Annotated in this window: 17 protein-coding genes; 8 read left to right on the top strand and 9 right to left on the bottom strand. The window is 46.7% G+C overall.

Going from position 1 to position 19679, the window contains the following annotated elements; translation table 11 throughout:
- Positions 1-144 precede the first annotated feature (144 nt).
- Both C4S60_RS03335 and C4S60_RS03330 read left to right on the top strand, forming a co-directional pair.
- On the top strand, positions 145-2289 hold the full coding sequence (locus C4S60_RS03335; RefSeq protein ID WP_483028325.1) for a multiheme c-type cytochrome: 2145 nt from the start codon (positions 145-147) through the stop codon (positions 2287-2289).
- Positions 2290-2414: 125 nt separating this feature from the next.
- Positions 2415-3632 carry a DUF3179 domain-containing (seleno)protein gene (locus C4S60_RS03330; protein WP_103878904.1) on the top strand — a complete coding sequence of 406 codons (1218 nt, stop codon included), beginning with the start codon at positions 2415-2417 and terminating at the stop codon, positions 3630-3632.
- A 95-nt stretch (positions 3633-3727) separates the two neighbouring features.
- Here C4S60_RS03330 and C4S60_RS03325 read toward each other — a convergent pair whose 3' ends face one another.
- A complete protein-coding gene (locus C4S60_RS03325) occupies positions 3728-5410 on the bottom strand; it encodes a glycoside hydrolase family 13 protein (RefSeq protein WP_103878903.1) in 1683 nt (560 codons plus the stop codon).
- A gap of 32 nt (positions 5411-5442) precedes the next feature.
- A complete protein-coding gene (locus tag C4S60_RS03320) occupies positions 5443-6462 on the bottom strand; it encodes a LacI family DNA-binding transcriptional regulator (protein WP_103878902.1) in 1020 nt (339 codons plus the stop codon).
- A gap of 328 nt (positions 6463-6790) precedes the next feature.
- Here C4S60_RS03320 and C4S60_RS03315 point away from each other — a divergent pair, with 328 nt between their 5' ends.
- The 4 genes from C4S60_RS03315 to C4S60_RS03300 all read left to right on the top strand — a co-directional run bounded on the left by C4S60_RS03315 (position 6791) and on the right by C4S60_RS03300 (position 11598).
- Positions 6791-8143 (top strand): ABC transporter substrate-binding protein, encoded by a 1353-nt coding sequence (locus C4S60_RS03315; RefSeq protein WP_103878901.1) that lies wholly within the window; start codon positions 6791-6793, stop codon positions 8141-8143.
- Positions 8144-8264: 121 nt separating this feature from the next.
- Positions 8265-9275, top strand: a complete 1011-nt coding sequence (locus C4S60_RS03310; RefSeq protein ID WP_103878900.1) for a carbohydrate ABC transporter permease — start codon at positions 8265-8267, stop codon at positions 9273-9275.
- Positions 9275-10474, top strand: coding sequence for a carbohydrate ABC transporter permease (locus tag C4S60_RS03305; RefSeq protein WP_208623235.1), 1200 nt, complete (start codon positions 9275-9277; stop codon positions 10472-10474). Before C4S60_RS03310 ends, C4S60_RS03305 begins: the two co-directional genes overlap by 1 nt.
- 32 nt (positions 10475-10506) lie before the next feature.
- Positions 10507-11598 (top strand): ABC transporter ATP-binding protein, encoded by a 1092-nt coding sequence (locus C4S60_RS03300; RefSeq protein WP_103878899.1) that lies wholly within the window; start codon positions 10507-10509, stop codon positions 11596-11598.
- Positions 11599-11641: 43 nt separating this feature from the next.
- Here the strand turns inward: C4S60_RS03300 and C4S60_RS03295 are convergent, their stop codons facing one another.
- The 6 genes from C4S60_RS03295 to C4S60_RS23620 form a co-directional block, all read right to left on the bottom strand.
- Positions 11642-12433 carry a response regulator transcription factor gene (locus C4S60_RS03295; protein ID WP_103878898.1) on the bottom strand — a complete coding sequence of 264 codons (792 nt, stop codon included), beginning with the start codon at positions 12431-12433 and terminating at the stop codon, positions 11642-11644.
- A 60-nt stretch (positions 12434-12493) separates the two neighbouring features.
- Positions 12494-13174: a helix-turn-helix transcriptional regulator gene (locus C4S60_RS03290; RefSeq protein ID WP_160111326.1), complete on the bottom strand. Its 681-nt coding sequence runs from the start codon at positions 13172-13174 to the stop codon at positions 12494-12496.
- Positions 13175-13345: 171 nt separating this feature from the next.
- A complete protein-coding gene (locus C4S60_RS03285) occupies positions 13346-14011 on the bottom strand; it encodes a GntR family transcriptional regulator (RefSeq protein WP_103878896.1) in 666 nt (221 codons plus the stop codon).
- Between the two features lie 237 nt (positions 14012-14248).
- Positions 14249-15364: a DUF3541 domain-containing protein gene (locus C4S60_RS03280; RefSeq protein WP_103878895.1), complete on the bottom strand. Its 1116-nt coding sequence runs from the start codon at positions 15362-15364 to the stop codon at positions 14249-14251.
- 565 nt (positions 15365-15929) lie between these two features.
- A complete protein-coding gene (locus C4S60_RS03275; RefSeq protein ID WP_103878894.1) occupies positions 15930-16658 on the bottom strand; it encodes a sulfite exporter TauE/SafE family protein in 729 nt (242 codons plus the stop codon).
- Between the two features lie 231 nt (positions 16659-16889).
- Positions 16890-17030, bottom strand: coding sequence for a hypothetical protein (locus tag C4S60_RS23620; protein ID WP_167390952.1), 141 nt, complete (start codon positions 17028-17030; stop codon positions 16890-16892).
- A 251-nt stretch (positions 17031-17281) separates the two neighbouring features.
- Here C4S60_RS23620 and C4S60_RS03270 point away from each other — a divergent pair, with 251 nt between their 5' ends.
- Entirely contained in the window at positions 17282-17935 is a 654-nt protein-coding gene (locus C4S60_RS03270) for a cupin domain-containing protein (RefSeq protein WP_103878893.1), read from the top strand.
- A 61-nt stretch (positions 17936-17996) separates the two neighbouring features.
- Here C4S60_RS03270 and C4S60_RS03265 read toward each other — a convergent pair whose 3' ends face one another.
- Positions 17997-18716, bottom strand: a complete 720-nt coding sequence (locus C4S60_RS03265; protein WP_103878892.1) for an SDR family oxidoreductase — start codon at positions 18714-18716, stop codon at positions 17997-17999.
- 223 nt (positions 18717-18939) lie between these two features.
- Here C4S60_RS03265 and C4S60_RS03260 point away from each other — a divergent pair, with 223 nt between their 5' ends.
- Positions 18940-19446 (top strand): L,D-transpeptidase family protein, encoded by a 507-nt coding sequence (locus C4S60_RS03260; protein ID WP_425275106.1) that lies wholly within the window; start codon positions 18940-18942, stop codon positions 19444-19446.
- Positions 19447-19679: the final 233 nt, after the last annotated feature.

Here is a 19679-nt window from a genome sequence, read left to right as displayed (position 1 = left end):
AACAAAGCGAACCGAGGAGTAAGTATTCGAGTCGTATTGAGGATATCTCTGCTTGTCTCTTTGTGGGCCTCACTTATCCTGGCCCCTACAAGTGCTGTACGAGCAGAGCTCACGGTTGTAGAACGTTCGAACATACCGAATCCAATGACTTACCTAGGTAGCGAAGCGTGTAAAACATGCCATGAAAATGAGTATTCAGAATGGAAAACGTCACAACATTTTCAGGCAATGAGTCATGCTAGTGAGGAGACCGTTTTAGCGGACTTCAATGATGTCGAGTTTATATTTGATGGCAAGGTCAATCGGTTCTTCAAAAAAGGTGAGGAATTTTGGGTCAATATTATGGGGCGTAACGGGGTGTTTCATGATTATCAAATTAAATATACATTTGGTGTCTATCCTTTGCAGCAATATATGGTGGAGTTTGAAGATGGGAGGGTTCAATTGATCCCATATACCTGGGACTCTCGAACTCATGAAGAAGGGGGGCAGCGTTGGTATCACCTCTATCCGAATCTAACCAGCGAAACGGATGAATTTTTCTGGCTCAATCAAGGGCAAAATTGGAATTATATGTGCGCTGATTGTCATTCCACGAACTTACGTAAAAATTACGACAAGGACACAAATCGCTATAATACAACCTGGTCTGAAATAAGCGTAGGATGTGAAGCGTGCCATGGTGAAGGGAGTTTACATAGCCAATGGGCTAGTGCTCTCGAAGCGGGGCTCGAGACAAGTGGGATTACGAACAAAGGATTTGATAGAGACCTTTCCAAGGTGGTCAGCCAATGGGATTATCAGCAGGGCAAATCAACATTTGTGCCTGTCGACCATCAGGAAACCGATTTAGTTCGCACTTGTGCTCAGTGTCATAGTCGCCGAACCTTGATCGCAGAAAATGATGACCACGTGAGAGGGGACTTCCTTGATCGACATTTGTTGACTCTGGTGAACAGCGAGTTGTATCACAAGGATGGGCAAATTTACGATGAGAACTACGTCTATGGCTCTTTTATGCAGTCCAAAATGCATCAGGCTGGCGTGACCTGTACCAATTGTCATAATCCACATTCAGGGAAAACCATCGCGCCTGAGCCAGCGTTGTGTTATCAGTGCCACTCCCCGGCGGACTATACCCCAGAAAAACACAGTAAGCATAGTTCCGGGCTGGGTGAGAACAGTTGTTCAAGTTGTCACATGGTTGAAGAACTCTATATGCAAGTAGATCGACGAAAAGACCATGGCTGGCATATTCCTCGCCCTGACTTAAGTGTGCAACTGGGAACCCCAAATGCATGCACAAATTGTCACGAAGACAAAGATAACAAGTGGGCTTTAGAGGCGGTCACAGAATGGTTCCCTGATTCTAAAATTCGTAGTCAGCCTCATTTCGCTCACGCTTTTTACGCTGCTGACAATGGGGACAAGAACAGTGCCGATCTTCTGTATGATGTCGTCAATGATGTGTTGCAGCCAGCCATCATTCGTGCCTCTGCGCTTGAGCGAATGCAGGCAATTCCTCAACAAAAAACGATAGAAGCGATCCAGCAAAGCGTGAAAGATGAGGATGCTATGGTGCGCCTTGGTGCCATCCACGCAAGTCAATCACTGCCTGGCAATTATAAATGGCCACTGTTGAACCCTTTGTTAGCCGATCCTGTTCTAAGCATCCGTATTGAAGCCGCAGCGGCTTTTATTATTGTCTGGCAAGAACTTACTCCTGAACAGCAAAAACTTGTCATGCCTTCACTCAAGGAGTATGAACAGACACAACTCTTTTTAAGTGACAGGGGCGCAGGGAGAACCAATCTTGGGAATTTGTATCGTGCGTGGCAAAAGTACGATGAAGCGTTGGCGGAATACAAAGGGTCGATAGACGTTGAACCGTTTTACTCGCCAGCCTATGTCAATCTGGCCGATCTCTATCGGAAGCTGAACAACAACAGTGCGTCTCTCAATGCGCTTCTCGCCGGCAGAGAAGTATTACCTAAAGAGGCCGCATTAGCGTTTGCTACCGGACTGGCGTATGTGAGGGTAAAAGATCTGAGTCAGGCAGTCCGTCACCTTGAAGACGCCACCCAACTGGACAGCCAAAATGCTCACTACTACTTCGTCCTAGGGTTGGCGCTGGAGGGAAGTGACGTGAGTAGAGCGAAAGCAAAACTGAAACAAGCCTATATGTTAAGTGGTGATGAAAGACATTTGCAAACCTTATGCGATTTCAGGCATCGTCATGAAGGTATGGATATCGATACTTGTATTGCCAAAGAAGGGGCGCTCAAATAGTTTTGATAGGTGACCTTTACTCGGGATTTTACGCCTCAAGACTAGTATCTTTTCGAGGCGTAATTATTTCGCAATTCTTTAATCTGGAAAACAACCAAAGATTAACTAATCCAGATTGAGGCAATATGATGATTTCATCACTCCTTATCACCATCACAATGGCGGTGTCTTCGTACTGTTCGTTCTTACTGTTTAGAGACTTGGCAGACATTAGTCAGTGGGTTATCCAAACTGAGCGCCAGAAAACCCTACGTAGCTGGTATCAGAGAAAAAAACTCACTGCGTTGAGTGTGGTGCTTTTACTGATTGCCTGGTTGGTGTGGGGGCTAACTGACAACTTGTTCTCGTTAACCATGATTTCCATCATAAGTATCATCAATGCTGCCATGTTGTTCTCGGGCGCTATTAATCCTGAATTAATGATGCGCGGGCGTCAGGGTAATGGCCTGTTCGTTGATGTGGAAGAAGGAAAAAAGTATGTGGACAGCAATGAAAGTGTCATTGTTACTGTGGTAAATGGAGACGCTCGTGCTCATTCCGATAAGCAGATGCTTCGTCCTCATGTTGCTAGCAATGGGCAGCAAGGTGGAGAAAATGTGGTGATGACATATTGCGGCCTGACCAATCTTGGCGTGGCGTTTACCCCCGAGATAGATGGCGTGCCAGTAAAATTGCGTCCAATGACTCAGTTAGAAAACAACCTGGTATTGGCGGATGAAGTAAGCGGTGAGCCCATTCAGCAGTTATGGGGACAAAAAGAGGTAGATGCACTGCAAAACAATGCAAGCAGGATGTCAGAGGTTCCTTCGTTTCGTATGCCGTACCATCGATTCGTAGAGGTTTTTCCGGAAGGGAGTGTGTATGTAAATGATTATCTGGTAGAAGATACACGAACGAGCTTTTGGATGAATCCGTTTAAGTTCTGCTATGACAGGTGTATCGAACTCATCTTTCGAGCTTCTGTTCGTTATCAACATACGTCACCAAAACCAGTGTTTCCAACCATAAAGAACATAGACGGCCGGCTGCCAAGTAAAGAACTTGTATGGGGGTTTAACATTGATGATGATTATGTGGCGTATACGGAAGCGTTTGTGCGTCAAAACGGTAATCTGATCAATGCGGTTATTGGGGGAAAAGATGTGGTTATCAGTTACGATCAGGAAGCGGAAAGCCTGGGTGTATTTTATAATCCAGCGAGGTATTCTGTGAACACTGTTGATGTGCATGGTGCAACTGATTTAGGGACGGTATTAAAGCGGGTTGAGACCGTAAAATCCGGGGCGTTCTGGATTGTCTGGGCCAACTTTTTTCCTGAGACAGGATTGAACATCCACAGTTAATGAAGAATAGAGTTGGTCGGTGCGACTTTACTGACTCTGTAGAATACAAAAAAGGAGCCTGAGGCTCCTTTTCGTCTTGTTAGTCAAAATTTGTACTAAATCTCCACAACTAACGCCTGATACGGTTTCAACTCCAGTTCATGCAGTGAGCTCGGTGCATTCGGGTAGTTATTGATGACCACCTGCTTCACACTGCCTTGATAGGTTCTTTCCAGTGTTTGATTGGTAAAGTTAGCAATGGTTAGCAGAGACTTTTCACCATTGGAGCGAATGTAGGCGTACACCTCAGCGTCCTGTGGATCGAGGAGGGTGTGGTTACCGTAGACCACGACGTCACCAAATTCGTCACTCTTACGCAGCGCTACCAGTTGACGGTAGTGATGATAAATGGAGTGCTCATCGTTGACGGCCTGCTCCGCATTGATATCAACGTAGTTTTCGTTCACAGGCAGCCAGGGTGTACCTGAGGTAAACCCGGCATGCTCGGTGGTATTCCATTGCACAGGAACGCGAGCATGGTCTCTTGAGAAGTCATTGAGAAATGCGATAGCGTCTTCTTCAGATACGCCGCGCTCCATCATTTTTTGATAGTGGAACTTAGCCATCAGATCGTTAAACTCTTCAATATTATTGAAGTGCTTATTGGTCATGCCGATCTCTTCGCCCTGATAGATGTATGGCGTACCGCTCATCATATGAAGCACGGTACCGAGCATTTTGGCACTAATGACGCGGTACTCTGGAGAATCCGAACCATAGCGTGAGACTGTTCTTGGCTGATCGTGGTTACTCCAGTACACACTATTCCAGCCTTTCTGGTACAAATCTTCCTGCCAGCGTGACATGATCTCTTTGTACTGCACCAGATCGAAGTCTTTCTTGACGGCATTGTGTTCCTCACGGTCAATGCTGACGTGTTCAAACTGGAAAATCATGCTGATTTCGTTACGGTCTGGATGGGAGTAGTAACGGCCATCGAGTGTGGTGGTGAAGGGCGTTTCACCAACGGTCAGGACGTCATAGTGTTTGAGCACTTTGTCGTGCATTTCACGCAAATATTGGTGTACCAATAGGTTATTTGACCAGTGCTCCCAGCCCGCTACGCCCGAATCGAAGATGGTGGCATCCGGGAAATCTGAGGGTTTACCAATCATGTTGATCACATCCATTCGGAAGCCACCCAACCCCTTCTTCAGCCAGAAGTGCATCATGTCGTAGACAGCTTCGCGTACTTCTGGGTTGGCCCAGTTCAAATCCGGCTGTCTGTTGCTAAAGAGGTGTAGGTAATATTGTCCGGTGGTTTCATCCAGCGTCCACGCTTTGGGCTTAAAGAAAGATTCCCAGTTGTTGGGCTCGCTGCCATCTTCCTTGGGATCCTTCCAGATATACCAGTCTCGTTTCGGGTTATCCTTGCTGCTTTTGGACTCGATAAACCATGGGTGTTCATCAGATGTGTGGTTTACTACTAGGTCCATCACAATCTTGATGCCACGCTTATCGGCTTCGTACAGTAGCTTTTCCATATCAGCCATAGTGCCAAACTCTGGTGCAATCTCACGATAGCCAGAAATATCGTAGCCATTATCATCCATCGGCGACTTGTAGACCGGACTTAACCAGATGACATTGGTGCCCAGAGCCTGGATATAATCGAGTTTCTCAATAATACCCGGAATATCGCCAATTCCATCACCATTTGAGTCATTGAAACTTCTTGGATAAATTTGATAAACGACGGCGTCATGCCACCAACGTTTTTCCAGTTGCTCCGTACTCATGGATCCTTTCTCCTTAGCAAGTGAGGTAAGTTCTAACCGCTGGTGCGAACAATCAGCTCCGTGTCCAGCTGGATAGATTGGTAGGGTATCTGGCCCAGCGCCATCTGTGCGGCGATTCGGCCTTTTTCTGTGATTGGTTGCTGCACGGTAGTCAGGCCAGCATCTGCGGCTTTCGGGATGCCATCAAACCCGACTATGCGGATATCAAGATTGAGTTCATTGGCGACATCCAAGGCAGCAAGAGCGATCTTGTCACTCATACACAATAAGGCATCAACCTTTTTGGGTGCGGTCAATGCGCCTCGTAACATGGTTTTAAGTGTCGCCTCTTCCAAATCATGAATCTGCCAAACGTTCTCGAATGACAGCTCGATGCCGTTCTCTTCCAAGGCTTGCTTGTAGCCTTCAAAACGGCATCGTGACACCGACTCCTCGCTGGTATACAGATTGTCCAGATTTGCCAGAGACAGAGACGTTGAAGGCTCTAAGCGCAATCCCAAAATCAGGATGTTGTCATCGGCGCTGTGTATCGCATGCTTAGCGATGCTGTAACTGGCCTTGCGGTTATCGATATTGATAGACGGTATATCCGGTAGTGAGAAGTCAACAGCCACCACGGGCTTGTGCTGTCTTAAAATCAGGTTAATGACGTTTGAGTCCACAGGTTTGCCATAGACGATGAAACTATCCGGAATGGTTTCAACCTGCGTGTTCTGATAGTTCTCGCTGTTAGATGGCAACAGCAGCATGTTGACATGGGACTCGTCTAAAGTTTTTGATATTCCAGCTAAAAACTCAGTTGCTACAGGGTCGGTAAAGTTATAAGCCAGGTTGTCAGCCAGAAGAACACCAATCACCCCGGTTTTACCAGTACGCAGACTTCTTGCCGTGATGCTGGGGCCGGTATAGCCCAGCTTTTCGCATTCGAGCAGGATGTTTTCGCGTAAAGCCTTTGATAACTGATTCGGACGGTTGAATGCATTTGAGACGGTAGCCGTTGATACGCCTAGATGTGCGGCGACGGTTTTCAGTGTCGGTTTCTTCCTTTCCATACCAGTAATGACCTGTTTAATGATTATCTTCAATCTAGAATAGCGAAATATTCTCAATGAGTCTAAAACGTTTAAGAAAGAATAAGAACTCGAAATTTCATGATGGTTATGATTAGTTTGACGCCTGTCACTTATTTGTAACGGCTAAGTTATAAAACTTGATCGAAGACACAAGAATTGGAACTCAAGTGGTCGAATTGTCAATTAGGTTTTATGGTAATTACTAACGGCTTAACCGATTAAGTAATTTAGTTACGGTTTAAGTCTAAGACACGAAAACTGACTATAATAATCGAAACAAAGTATCTGAATACATGGAGTCTTACTGATGAAAACCTCCCTACTTGCTAGTGCAGTAGCTCTTGCTATTTCTGCTTCCTCCGCTTTCGCCGCTGACCTGAAGTACACACCAGGCGAAGATGCCCGTTTTAACTGGCAGAGTTACGAAGAACTGAAAAACATGGATCTGAAGGGTGAAACAGTCACTATCTTTGGTCCTTGGCTAACGGAAGATAAAGAGCTGGTTGAAAGTGTTATCGCTTATTTTGAAGCGGCAACCGGTGCCGATGTGAAATACTCTGGCTCCGACTCTTTTGAACAACAAATTGCAATTGATGTGCAAGCGGGTAGTGCACCGAATATTGCGATCTTCCCACAACCTGGTCTTGCTGCTGACCTTGCGTCGAAAGGATTCCTGACTCCACTGGACCCGAAAATGGGTGAGTGGATCAATGACAACTATGCTGCCGGTTCTTCCTGGGTCGATCTGGGAACATTCGCAGATAAAGATGGAAAAGATCATCTTTATGGCTTTTTCTACAAAGTGGATCTGAAGTCACTGGTTTGGTACGTGCCTGAAAACTTTGAAGACGCAGGCTACGAAGTACCACAAACCATGGAAGAGCTGAAAGCACTGACAGAACAGATCGTAGAAGACGGTGAAACGCCTTGGTGCGTCGGTTTGGGTTCAGGTGGTGCGACAGGTTGGCCCGCGACGGACTGGGTAGAAGACATGATGTTGCGCACACAGTCTCCTGCTGACTACGATAAGTGGACGACCAATGAGCTTAAATTCAATGACAAGAAAGTGGTCGATGCTATTGACGAATTCGGTTGGTTTGTTCGCAATGACAAATTTGTTGATGGTGGTGCCCGTGCCGTAGCAGCGACGGATTTCCGTGACTCACCAAAAGGTCTGTTTACATCTCCCGCTAAGTGCTACCTGCACCGTCAGGCTTCGTTCATTCCAAGCTTCTTCCCAGAGGGAACTGAGCTGGGTGAAGATGTTGACTTCTTCTACTTCCCTGCCTATGAATCTAAAGACTTGGGCAAACCTGTACTGGGTGCGGGTACCATGTGGAGCATCACCAAAGATTCGAAAGCAGCGCGTGCTTTCATGGAGTTCTTGCAATCACCGATTGCACATGAAATCTGGATGGCACAGTCTGGCTTCTTGACGCCTCACAAAGGTGCCAACGTGGATGCTTACGGCAATGACACATTGAAGAAACAGGGTGAAATCCTGCTTGAAGCGACCACATTCCGTTTCGATGGCTCTGACCTGATGCCAGGTAAAATCGGTGCAGGTGCATTCTGGACTGGCATGGTTGACTACAGTGGTGGTAAATCGGCTCAGGATGTTGCCAACGATGTGCAAAAAACGTGGGATGCTCTTAAGTAACTCTGCAAACACGTAAGTCACTTTACGAAGTGATGCGATGCCGGTAGACGTAATTCATTGGGGCGTCTATCGGCTTTCGTTTATCAAGCTATCGTAAGGTTACAAATAAAGCGAGGTAGTGATGGAACAGCTTTATTCCTCTTTATTTATCATGGCACTGGGTGTGGCTGGCTGTGTGGTCTATTTTGTCGGCACTAACTGGTTGCTCACCATTATCTTTCCCACCCGTAATGTATCGAATCAAACCATGGCTCAGAACTTAAGGCGTGCGGCGTCAATCCGTCCCTGGCTGTTTTTGGGGCCTGCTCTGGCGTTTCTGGGGCTGTATTTGATTTATCCGGTGTTCGAGTCTTTTTACCTGTCGTTGCACGACAGAAATGGCGACGCGTTCGTTGGCATGGGGAACTACGTCTGGCTCTTCAAAGACCCAGAGTTCAGAGAGTCTCTGTTTAATAACCTGTTGTGGTTGCTTGTTGTGCCAGCAGCATCGACGTTTTTTGGCTTGGTTATCGCAGCGCTGACTGACAAAGTAAGCTGGGGGAATATCGCTAAGAGTCTGATTTTCATGCCGATGGCGATCTCATTTATCGGGGCGTCGATTATCTGGAAGTTTGTTTACGATTATCGTGCTCCCGGCTCAGAACAAATCGGTATTCTGAATGCCATCGTCGAGTATTTCGGTGGTACGGCTGAAGCGTGGATCACCATACCGTTCTGGAACAATTTCTTTTTAATGGTGATTCTGATCTGGATTCAAACTGGCTTTGCGATGGTGATTTTATCCGCTGCATTGCGTGGTATTCCGGAGGAGACTGTGGAAGCCGCCGTGCTTGATGGTGCTAACGGAGTGCAAATTTTCTTCAAAATCCTGATCCCACAAATCTGGGGAACGATAGCGGTGGTCTGGACTACCATCACCATCTTGGTGCTTAAAGTCTTCGATATTGTATTGGCGATGACAAACGGTCAATGGAGTACTCAGGTATTGGCAAATATGATGTTTGACTGGATGTTCCGCGGCGGCGGTGACTTTGGTCGCGGCGCAGCCATTGCCGTGGTCATTATGGTCGCGGTTATACCTGTCATGGTTTGGAACATGCGTCAGGCGAGCGCACAGATGGAGGGAAGATAATGACTGAGAAAGTACAAACTTCCCCGGCTATCGAGGCGGATAACGCCAAATTCAGTATGAGCAAACTCAGGCGCTCACCGTTGACGATTCTAGTGCATCTTTCCGTGCTATTGATTGTCATCCTTTGGACGTTGCCGACGGCTGGTCTGTTTATTTCGTCTTTCAGAGATAAAGAACAGCTTGCTCTGTCTGGTTGGTGGACATCACTGACGGCTTCAGAGCAGAACTTGGTTGACCGGACAGGGGCGCCGGATACCCAAATTCAGGAGGGTGATGTCTATGTGTTGTCCGGGCAGCTTTTGGTTGATGGTAATCCGACGGATGTCATGGCGTTTGGATTCTCTTCCAGAGAACCGACCAAATTTATCCCGGGTCAGGTTGCAGAGATGAAAGATGGCGGCTCTTTGACGGTGACCGAGGATGGTCACTATAAAATGACGTCTCTGGAGCCTTTCAAAGGAAAGCGGGGCAAGCGGATCTTCTTTACCGCAGTTGTTCCGCCTAAGTTTGGCCTCGACAACTATCGGGAAGTGTTAACGGCGGAGGGTATCGGTCGCTCATTTATTAACTCCCTGACGGTTACCATTCCTGCGACGATCATTCCTATCTTGATTGCCGCCTATGCGGCTTACGCCTTGTCGTGGATGAAGATGCCTGGACGCAACTTATTGATTGCGATGGTGGTGGGCTTGCTGGTGGTGCCACTGCAAATGTCACTGATTCCACTATTGCGTTTGTACAATGACATTGGGGCGTTTTTTGGTGTTGGCGCAAAAACGTACCTTGGGATCTGGCTTGCCCATACAGGTTTTGGTTTGCCGTTAGCGATCTATTTGCTGCGTAACTACATCTCCAGTTTACCTCGTGAGATCATCGAATCAGCTAAGGTAGATGGGGCGACGGATTTTGAAATCTTCATGCGAATTGTTTTGCCACTCTCGTTTCCGGCTCTGGCCTCATTTGGGATTTTCCAGTTCTTGTGGGTATGGAATGACCTACTGGTCGCGACCGTGTTCCTGGGAACAGGAGAAGAGCATATGGTGCTGACCGCAAGGTTGCGTGAGATGCTTGGCTCTCGAGGCGGTAACTGGGAAATTCTAACGGCATCGGCCTTCGTTTCGATAGCAGTGCCATTGGCGGTGTTTTTCACACTGCAACGTTATCTGGTTCGTGGACTACTTTCTGGTTCTGTTAAGTAAGCAGTTCCTGATTCAACGATGAGAAGAATGAAATGACAGGATTATCTTTAACAAACGTTAAAAAATCATACGGTGAAACTCAGGTGCTGCATGGGATCGATCTGGATATCGATCAGGGCGAATTCATCGTGTTTGTAGGCCCATCGGGCTGTGGTAAATCGACGCTATTGCGCATGATTGCTGGTTTGGAAGACATTACTTCGGGCGAGCTTCGTATCGAAGAGGCTCGAGTGAATGAGTTGCCTGCTGCAATGCGCGGTATTGCGATGGTGTTCCAGACCTATGCGCTGTATCCGCACATGACGGTGTACGACAATATGGCCTTTGCGATGCGCATCGCCAAAGAGTCGAAAGACGCGATTCATGAACGTGTCATGGAAGCGGCGCGTATGCTGCAACTTGAACCGTATCTGGACCGTTTACCAAAGGCACTCTCTGGTGGTCAGCGTCAACGCGTAGCCATCGGTCGAGCGATTGTTCGTCAGCCGAAAGTGTTCTTGTTTGATGAACCGCTCTCTAACCTTGATGCGGCGCTAAGGGTACAGACGCGTATTGAGATCGCTAACTTAAAAGAAGAGCTGACCGAGACCACTATGATCTATGTTACCCATGATCAGGTGGAGGCGATGACATTAGCAGATCGAATCGTTGTACTGTCGGCGGGACGCATTGAACAAGTCGGCACGCCACTAGAGTTGTACACCGACCCTGCGAACGTGTTTGTGGCGCAGTTTATTGGTTCTCCGGCGATGAATATCAGTAAAGCGCGCATGGAAAAAACCGGGGAAACTTCCATCGTGACTGCGGAAAGTGGACACAATATCGAAGTGCCGGTTCGCTCCAACGAGTCATTGGCGGGAGCGGAACTGCAATTGGGTATTCGTCCGGAAGATTTTCTGGTGGCTGAAGAAGCAGATGCACTGGTGTCGGGCCAGGTGCTGTTTGTCGAGTCTTTGGGTGAAGTGACACTACTGCACATTAATGTGCAAGGGCATGACGATGCCGTAGTCGCTAAATTGCCGGGCATCCTTGATTACCATAAAGGAGAGACCATTCACCTGACAGCGTCACCTGAGAAAATTCACCTGTTTAATGCTGATGGAATATCGTTAAAACACCTATAAAGCACGTAACCGTTGCACGGAAAGCCTCAACTCTTGTTGGGGCTTATTTGTTATTGAGCGTAGAGCCCAGACCATTTCGTAAAGCAAACTGAACCAATTCTGCTTTACTGCTCAGCCCTAGTACATTCTGGAGACGATACTTGTGGGATTCAACGGTTCTTGGGCTGATAAACATAAGATCACCACACTCTTTCGCGGACAAACCTTGTGCCATTAGTGACAAGATCTTGGTTTGTTTATCGGATAACTTAACCATGAGTTCATTGTCGGTATCTTGCGTGACTCTGCCGTTGTTTCCCCTTAGTCCCAGATGCAGCCCAGCGTATTGCCAGAAACACAGCCACATCTCGGCAACTACCCTTATTTGTTGAGCCTTTTGCTCATTGAATCGGTCGTTTCCCCTACCAAAGTTTGCAACCGAAATGGCTCCCCAGGGGGCGCCAAAAAAGTGTAGGGGAATAATAGCGTGCCAGCGTCCACCTTGTTGATACAATCGCCGCAGCACGTGTTGGTCTGTCGTTTTGAGGGATTGTTCATTAAATTCCCGATAAGGTTGCCTCATATTGAGGAGCTTTAGATAGCGCTCGTGATTGCCATTTATGGATAAATAATCTTGTTTTTGTAATGAAGGGGTATTGTTCCGGGCGTAAGAGAGGGTTTTATGATCGCGCAGTAAAATCACTGAATTGGGGAAGACAGTCAGTCTATCTAAGTCGTAGTACTCTAGGAGTTCATTAGCGCAGAGCTTCCAGATATCGATGAACTGTTCCATCGTTCCTTTGCGAAGTTTATCGGACTGAGATAGCACCAGAGATTCAAAGCTTTTTTCGGCCATAGGTTGTTCATACTCAGGTTGTTGTTCTGCTATGAGCAAGTATAGATACGTTGTGGCGATTTAGCTTTCCACTGGGACCCCTAATCCGTTACGTAATGCAAATGGTATCAAATCCTTGCGGCTCTCTAATCCCAGACTGATTTGCATGCGATATTTATGAGACTCAATCGTTCTTGGGCTCAGAAACAGCCGTTCACCACACTCTTTAGCGGACAAGCCCTGAGCAAGCAGCGATAAAATTTTGGTCTGTTTGATAGTGAGTTTTTCCAGGCGTTTGATGTCTATTTGTTGTTGTACATCCTGCTCATTGCGCTGTAGGCCAATACGCATATCGGCATGCTGCCAGTAACAGAGCCACATCTCGGCGATGGCTTTGATTTTCAAAGCCGTTGAATGAGTGAAATTGCAGCGACCACGATGAAAAGTGGTCAGAGAGATCGCGCCCCAATGATTGCCAAATAGTCCAAGAGGAATGATGGCGTGCCAGCGCCCCCCATGAAGATAAAGCTTTCGGAGTACAAAGTTATCTGAATGTCTGAGTGTGCGCTCATCAATCGTACGATATAGAACATTGGCCCTGAGTAGCGACAGGTAGCGTTCATGGCTACCGTCCGGAGATAGATACTGGTGTTTGACCAATTTCTGTTCACTATTGCGCGACAGGGACAGGGTCTTGTTGTCCTGAAGCAGGATCATTGAATTTGGAAACAGGGTCAGTCTATCAATTGAAAAGTGCTCCAAAACTCCCTTTGCACAGTGTTCCCAGGTCCGTACAAAAGCGCTGACCGGGCTTTTGTGCAAGTTGTCGATCTGGGATAGAAGCAAAGATTCAAAGCTGTCTGAGGACATGGCGTGAGAATACCGTTGACTGAATGCGGTTAAAACGAAAGCTGCTCGCGCAAAAACGCGGTGTTATGGATGGACCAAGCCGAAGACGTGCTCTATTTCCTGTGGGTTGGCCTGAATCGACAGAGCAATGACTTTCGAAGTCTGGGTTTTGTCGCTCATACGTAGGCAACCCGGCAACTTGCTGAGTGCGTTCAGATCGATCATACAGCCGTAGTTGCCAGTCTTCAGAAAATAGAGCCTTCTGTAACGGGCAAGCACACCTAAAGTGGTTTCCAGCAATTGATGGGAGATGGTCTTTGGCTCGTGGGCAACCAGCGTCACTAAGTATCGCAGAAACAGCTTTTCTATTCTGTCGATATGGCTCACGGTGAGCGGGTAATTTCTCAGTGCCACCGATAATTCGTAATGGAGTACTTTGGCCTTCTGACGCCCGTCAGTCGATACACTGGCCTCACTTTGCTGCAACAGTTGGGCGTAAAGAAACTTAGCCACAGCCACAGATTCGGAAAATTCCTGCCTAGTGACATTAGAGACAAATCCACCCAAGTGGGTTTTGTAGTCGACAAAGCCCTCGCTGCTCAAAGCCATGATGGCTTCACGCATAGGGGAGAGGCCGACTTGATACAATTTGGCCAGGTCATCGACTTTTAGTCTTTGACCCGGGGGAAACTGGTAATTAAGAATATCGGCTTTTAATCGCTCTTTGGCGCGTTGTTTGGTGTTAGACATTCGGTACTCCTTAACCTGCAACACTTTGTAACCAATATTCAGGCGTTGGAGTACCGTAAAACTACTGCATTGAGTTGTTTATATACTCAATTAAACTCTCCCTTTGGGAGCTCATCAAGGTGCCCATTTCTGCGTCAAATAGCTTCTCAAGGGAATACCATTCCTTCAACTATTTTCCTTGAACTGAACACCTTGATGAAGCTCTGAGTCCTACATCTTGAGGTCACTTGAGTATATTTATCCTTTTGAGCGTGTTATTTCACGCTTACTCTCGACGCCGTAGGGCAATTTGGCAAAAAGTTTTGGCGTAGTAGTGGTACTTGGCCCCTCTTTTGGTGCCTGCCAGTCAAGAAGCATGATGGCGAGAACATTTCGGTGTTCGCCATAAGCAAAGTCAAAATCACCGGACACCGATGGTATCATGCCTTTCTCCTTGTCGATTGACTGGCGAATCGCTGTACGGGCTTTCTGTACCACTGGGTCGTCTTCCAACCCGGCCAACAGAAAGCTAAGCCCTACTTCGGCGATGACATCTTCCTTAGTATGAAGGATGATGTCGTCAATGTTCTTGCGGAAATAATCAAAGATCCATTGATGCTCTGCTTCATTGACCTGCCTTTGATAGTAACCTGAGTCAGCAAGAATGATGTGGGTCATGCCATAAAGTTTGTTGCCGAACTGCTGTGGACTTAAGCGGTAATCTTCACCATCTGGGTAGGTTTTTCTAAACGCAGTAACGAACTCGTCAACCAAATCTTGTTCGCCAATTTGCTTGAGCCAGTAGGCCTGATTAGCCAACTGTGCAGCCCACGCGGTGATCATTCCCTCATCGGTGAGTGCGGCTTTGAAGTCATAACTGTTTAGGATTTTTCTTAATTTTTTGTCGTCGTGATGTTGGACACCATATTCATTAAGTCGAGCCATGTAGCGCAGCAGATCCAGCCCCATATAGAAGTATTCCGGATCATTCTTAGTGGCTTTGTAGCGGCGTTGACTGCGCTCATCCTTACCTTTCTTGTAATCATTTAAGCGGCGAAGGGAGTACTCACGAATAGCGGTTGGCGTGGTGACTTCCGCTACGAGTCGGTTGACACGATTAGTGACGTTCGCCAAATCACCCAGTACCACATTATTGTATTTGGCATCCTGAGTTTGGCGATACATACGCAGTCCAAAATGTCCCTGTTTATAAGGAGAAAGCGTAAACAGCCGTGATTCATAGGTTTCTTTGACGGCGTTGGCTGAAGCCTGAAATTGCTGCTGGATGGGTGGGGTATCTAAGTCAATGACACTCGCGCCAGTGAGTGCAAATACGCTAACGATTAATGCAACGAATCCTTTGTTTGGTTTCATAAGCGAATGGCTCAATTTGTACGTGAATGGCCGAAATTGTAAGAAGTTATTTAGGGTGTTGTGTAATCGTAAGGTTAATTTTTATTCAGAAAGTCAATCAAAAGCACAGCTATAAGCAGCGGCACATTGTATGGCATCGCTGTTTTGATGTATTGGTATTCTCCGTGCTTATGGGTTTGCATTGAATGATTTCATTATGTTATCTATCTGAATTTAAAAGAAAAGTTATTTGGTGCTTATGGTTTTTTTTGACTAGGCTAAAAGTACGAAGCTAGTAAATATGCTTCGTGTTGTGAAACGTTCAAAAGGATACCATGCTATGAAATCACTGATTGTTTTTGTCTTCAGCGTGACCTGTTCTCTGTTCGCATTCGCCGAGGAGGGCGGGGCTCCGGGGAATATCTGTTTAACGGACAAGGGGTTGGTGGTGACAACCCATCTAGATACCTGTCCGAAAGGGATGAAGAAACTTTGAACCGACACCCAAGGCGCCTTATCAAGGTGACTTGGGTATCGTTGTTGTCATAATTTGGTGGTCTCTTGATGTTGAACTCTATGAAGACGACTAGCTTAGACCCTGAACTATCGCTGTGATGCCGCTTATCGAACACAACGACAATGCTCCGATGCGGATCTTTTCCTTGGGGAGAGAGTGAGTCGTGATCAAAGCGATTTTATAGCCTAACCAGGCTGCGGGGATTAGCGGAACGGTGATATACAAGTGATGCAGCGTCAGGAAGCCTATAGGTGCTTGCACGACCAATGACATGATTGAACTGAAGACGAAGAAAGCGGATAAATTGCCTCTTAACTGGTTGGCCTCTTGGTGTTGAAGTAACAAGGCCATTGGTGGTCCTCCGATGGCACTGCTGGTACCAAAAAATCCAGAGAAAAATCCGGCGATGCCCATTCTTGTTGGCGTCGGCTCAATTCGGAACGGCAGCATGCTGACAACCACAGCAAACACTACCAAAAAACCCAACCACAAAGACAGAACCTGCGTCGATACATACAGTAACAATGCGGCACCGGCAATCGATCCGGGGATGCGTCCTATCATGGCCATTTTTAATCCACCAATGGCAATACTGGAGCGATGTTTTGCTGCGTTGAGCAGGGAGATGAACAGTGCGACCAGACAAATAGGCGCCGGCACGTAGTCAGGCGATACCTGGAATAGCAAAGGCGCGGCAACGATAGCAAGGCCGAAGCCAATAGCGGTTTGGACGAATGAGCCCACAAAGATCAGTAGCATCGCAATAAGACCCGTGTGACTTAACCAGTCAGCAAACATGAGGACTCCCTTGTAAAGAGCAAAAGCAGCATAGAAGATACGCTATTGTATACAAATGTTGCAGGGTGAACACGAACAAAATGAGATAATAATATGAAATATATGGGGTTAGGTTTTTATGGCAGGAATAATATATTTACAATTAAAAAAAGGGAGCTTAATAGCTCCCAAAATATTTAGCAACGTAAGAGGTTAAATAAAAAGAATGTTGCAAAATATTCCCTACGGAATTTAATCGGAGTTTTCTAACCCTGTACACATAAGTTCCATTGCTATGGCACCGGTACTGACGGTAATGCCAGCCATTAACAGAACAATAGCGTACTTACTGGCAATGATGCCCAGGCCAATTGCATTGATGATCTTCTCCATAGCGCTTCTCCTTTGAAACGTGAGTGATAATTAACTGACTGCTATTTTAAAATAAAGGAAGACTAGGGTTTGAGAGGTCACGCGATATATTAAATATCATGGTGAAATTTATTGTATAAAGACCGAGTGGCTCATAAATTTACAACTGATTACAAACAAATGCCGCTAGATGCAATTTGATATATTTTAAGTTATGGGCCTGGGCAAATCTCGGCGTATAATTAATGCGACAGAGAACAAGGAATACGAGTATGTTAAACATGGACTTTTCGCAGCGGATCGTGATCGACACAGAGCAAATGACATGGATCGCTTCGCCGGAAAGCGGAGTGAACCGAAAACCGCTGGAGCGAGAGGCCGCTGAATCAGGTCATGTCACCAGTATCGTCGAATATTTACCCGGGGCCAGTTTTCATCGTCACACTCACCCACTTGGGGAGGAAATCCTGGTTTTGCAGGGGGTGTTTTCTGATGAGCATGGGGATTACCCGGCCGGAACATATATTCGCAACCCTCCGGGCAGCGCACATGCCCCGTTTAGCGAACAGGGCTGTATTATTCTGGTTAAGCTGAATCAGTTTGACCCTGAGGACTTGACCCCGGTGTGCATAGATACCAATGTTGCGACATGGCAACCCAGTATCGGACAGATGGAAATTTTGCCACTACACCACTTCAAAAACGAAAGGGTAGTGTTGATCAGGTGGACAGGTGAAGATAGCTACCACTCCCACGGTCACTTTGGTGGTGAAGAAATATTCGTTTTAGAAGGGACGCTTATTGATGAAATGGGCGAGTACCCAAAGGGCACCTGGACCCGCAACCCCCATGAAAGCCATCACCAACCTTACGTCAATGGTCCCACCACCATATGGTTTAAGTCTGGGCACCTGCCTATCAAATAGATATACGGCAAACCAAGCGACCCACTCACTGGTCGCTTGGCTCTGTGTCGTTTCTATCGGATTAAGGTTGCTGGCGTGTCGGGGCCAGAACGATCTCACGAATGCAGACATTTTGAGGTTGTGAGTAGGCAAATTCTACCGCACGAGCCACGTCATCTGCAGCTAACACGCCACCCATCACTTCTTTCCATTCGTCGTAACCATCTTTTATCTCTTGAGAAGTGGTATGGGACAGCAGTTCAGTTTCTACTGCTCCAGGCGCAATAGTCACCACGCGTACGTCGGATTCAGCCACTTCTTCACGCACATTCTCGGAAATTGCGTGAACAGCGAATTTGGTTCCACAGTAGGCGGCATGATTACCAAAGGTCTTGCGGCCAGCGATGGAACTGATATTGATGATGGTTCCCGTGTTGCGGGCTTTCATTGGTGCCAGCACCGCTTGCATGCCGTTTAACAGACCCAGTACGTTGACGTCAAACATGGTTTTCCATTCCGAGGCATCCTGTGTGTCAATCTGGCCCAAAAGCATGACACCGGCGTTGTTGATAAGTGCGTCTGCCGGGCCAAACTGCGCTTCTGCTTTAGCAATCGCAGCTTCAAAAGTCACTTTATCAGTGATGTCTACTTTTTCACATAGTGTGTTAGGGAGTTGCAGTGCTTCAAGTTTCTCTACACGGCGAGCCAACAGTAATAGTGGGTGACCCGCATCGCTTAAACGACGGGCTATTGCTTCACCAATACCAGAACTTGCACCTGTAATAACAATCAACTTTCTCATATATACACCTTATGTTAATGACTGACTTCACTTAGAAGAGGTGCACATTGTAGGGAATTCTCTATTGTTGATATATGGTGATTTTAAAAACACAGTGTTGCTGAGCAGCAATAATCATTCCAGGAATTCAGCTTCTATACTGATAGAGGAATATGAATCAAGACACTGCGTTGGAACCCTTGTCAGAAACGGTTAAAATTCTCGTCAGTTTTTTGGGGATAGACTGATGTATAAGTGGTTATTAGTTTTTTTGGCAGTGTGTCTACTGCCGTTTAAATCGTTTGGATTTGATTTAACAAGGGATGTGATTGTAGATCGGGTTGAGGTAAAGAAGTCGAAGAGACGAATGTACCTGATGGATGGCGATGTTATCGTGCGTGAATATCGCATTGCGCTCGGCAAGAATCCACGGGGTCATAAAATTCAGGAGGGCGATAATCGCACGCCTGAAGGTCGGTACTATCTGGACTTCGTCATGGATGATTCAGCATTTTATCGGTCTATGCACATTAACTACCCAAACTTGCGTGACAGAAACCGGGCTCAGAGTCTTGGTGTCGATCCCGGTGGTAACATAAAGATCCATGGTTTGAAAAACGACAATACCAAGCCGCCTCAGTTTGTACAGAGCTTTGACTGGACCAATGGCTGTATTGCCATTACCAACGAAGAAATGGATGAACTGGTATCGTTAGTGAAGATTGGTACGCCTATTTACATTAAGTGGTGACGGGCTAACCATTGGCTTCGATAGGAAGCGATAGCAACTCGTTAATGGTAGCAGGGGTAGAGCCTAAACATTGAACCCAGTGCTATCGCTATTAAACGAAACGCCCTAGTGGGCGTTTTTCGTATCTAACGTTTCTCTAAAATCTTTGTTTTAAAGTGGGTGTCTTTGAAAAAGTAGTACGCAGAAAGGAACCAACGTCTGTCAGCAACTAATGCAAAGTGGGCACTCTGAAA

Source organism: Vibrio hangzhouensis (genome assembly GCF_900107935.1).
Taxonomy (GTDB): Bacteria; Pseudomonadota; Gammaproteobacteria; order Enterobacterales; family Vibrionaceae; genus Vibrio; species Vibrio hangzhouensis.
The sequence above is the reverse complement of the archived record's forward strand: the minus strand, read 5'-3'. Positions and strand labels throughout refer to the sequence as shown.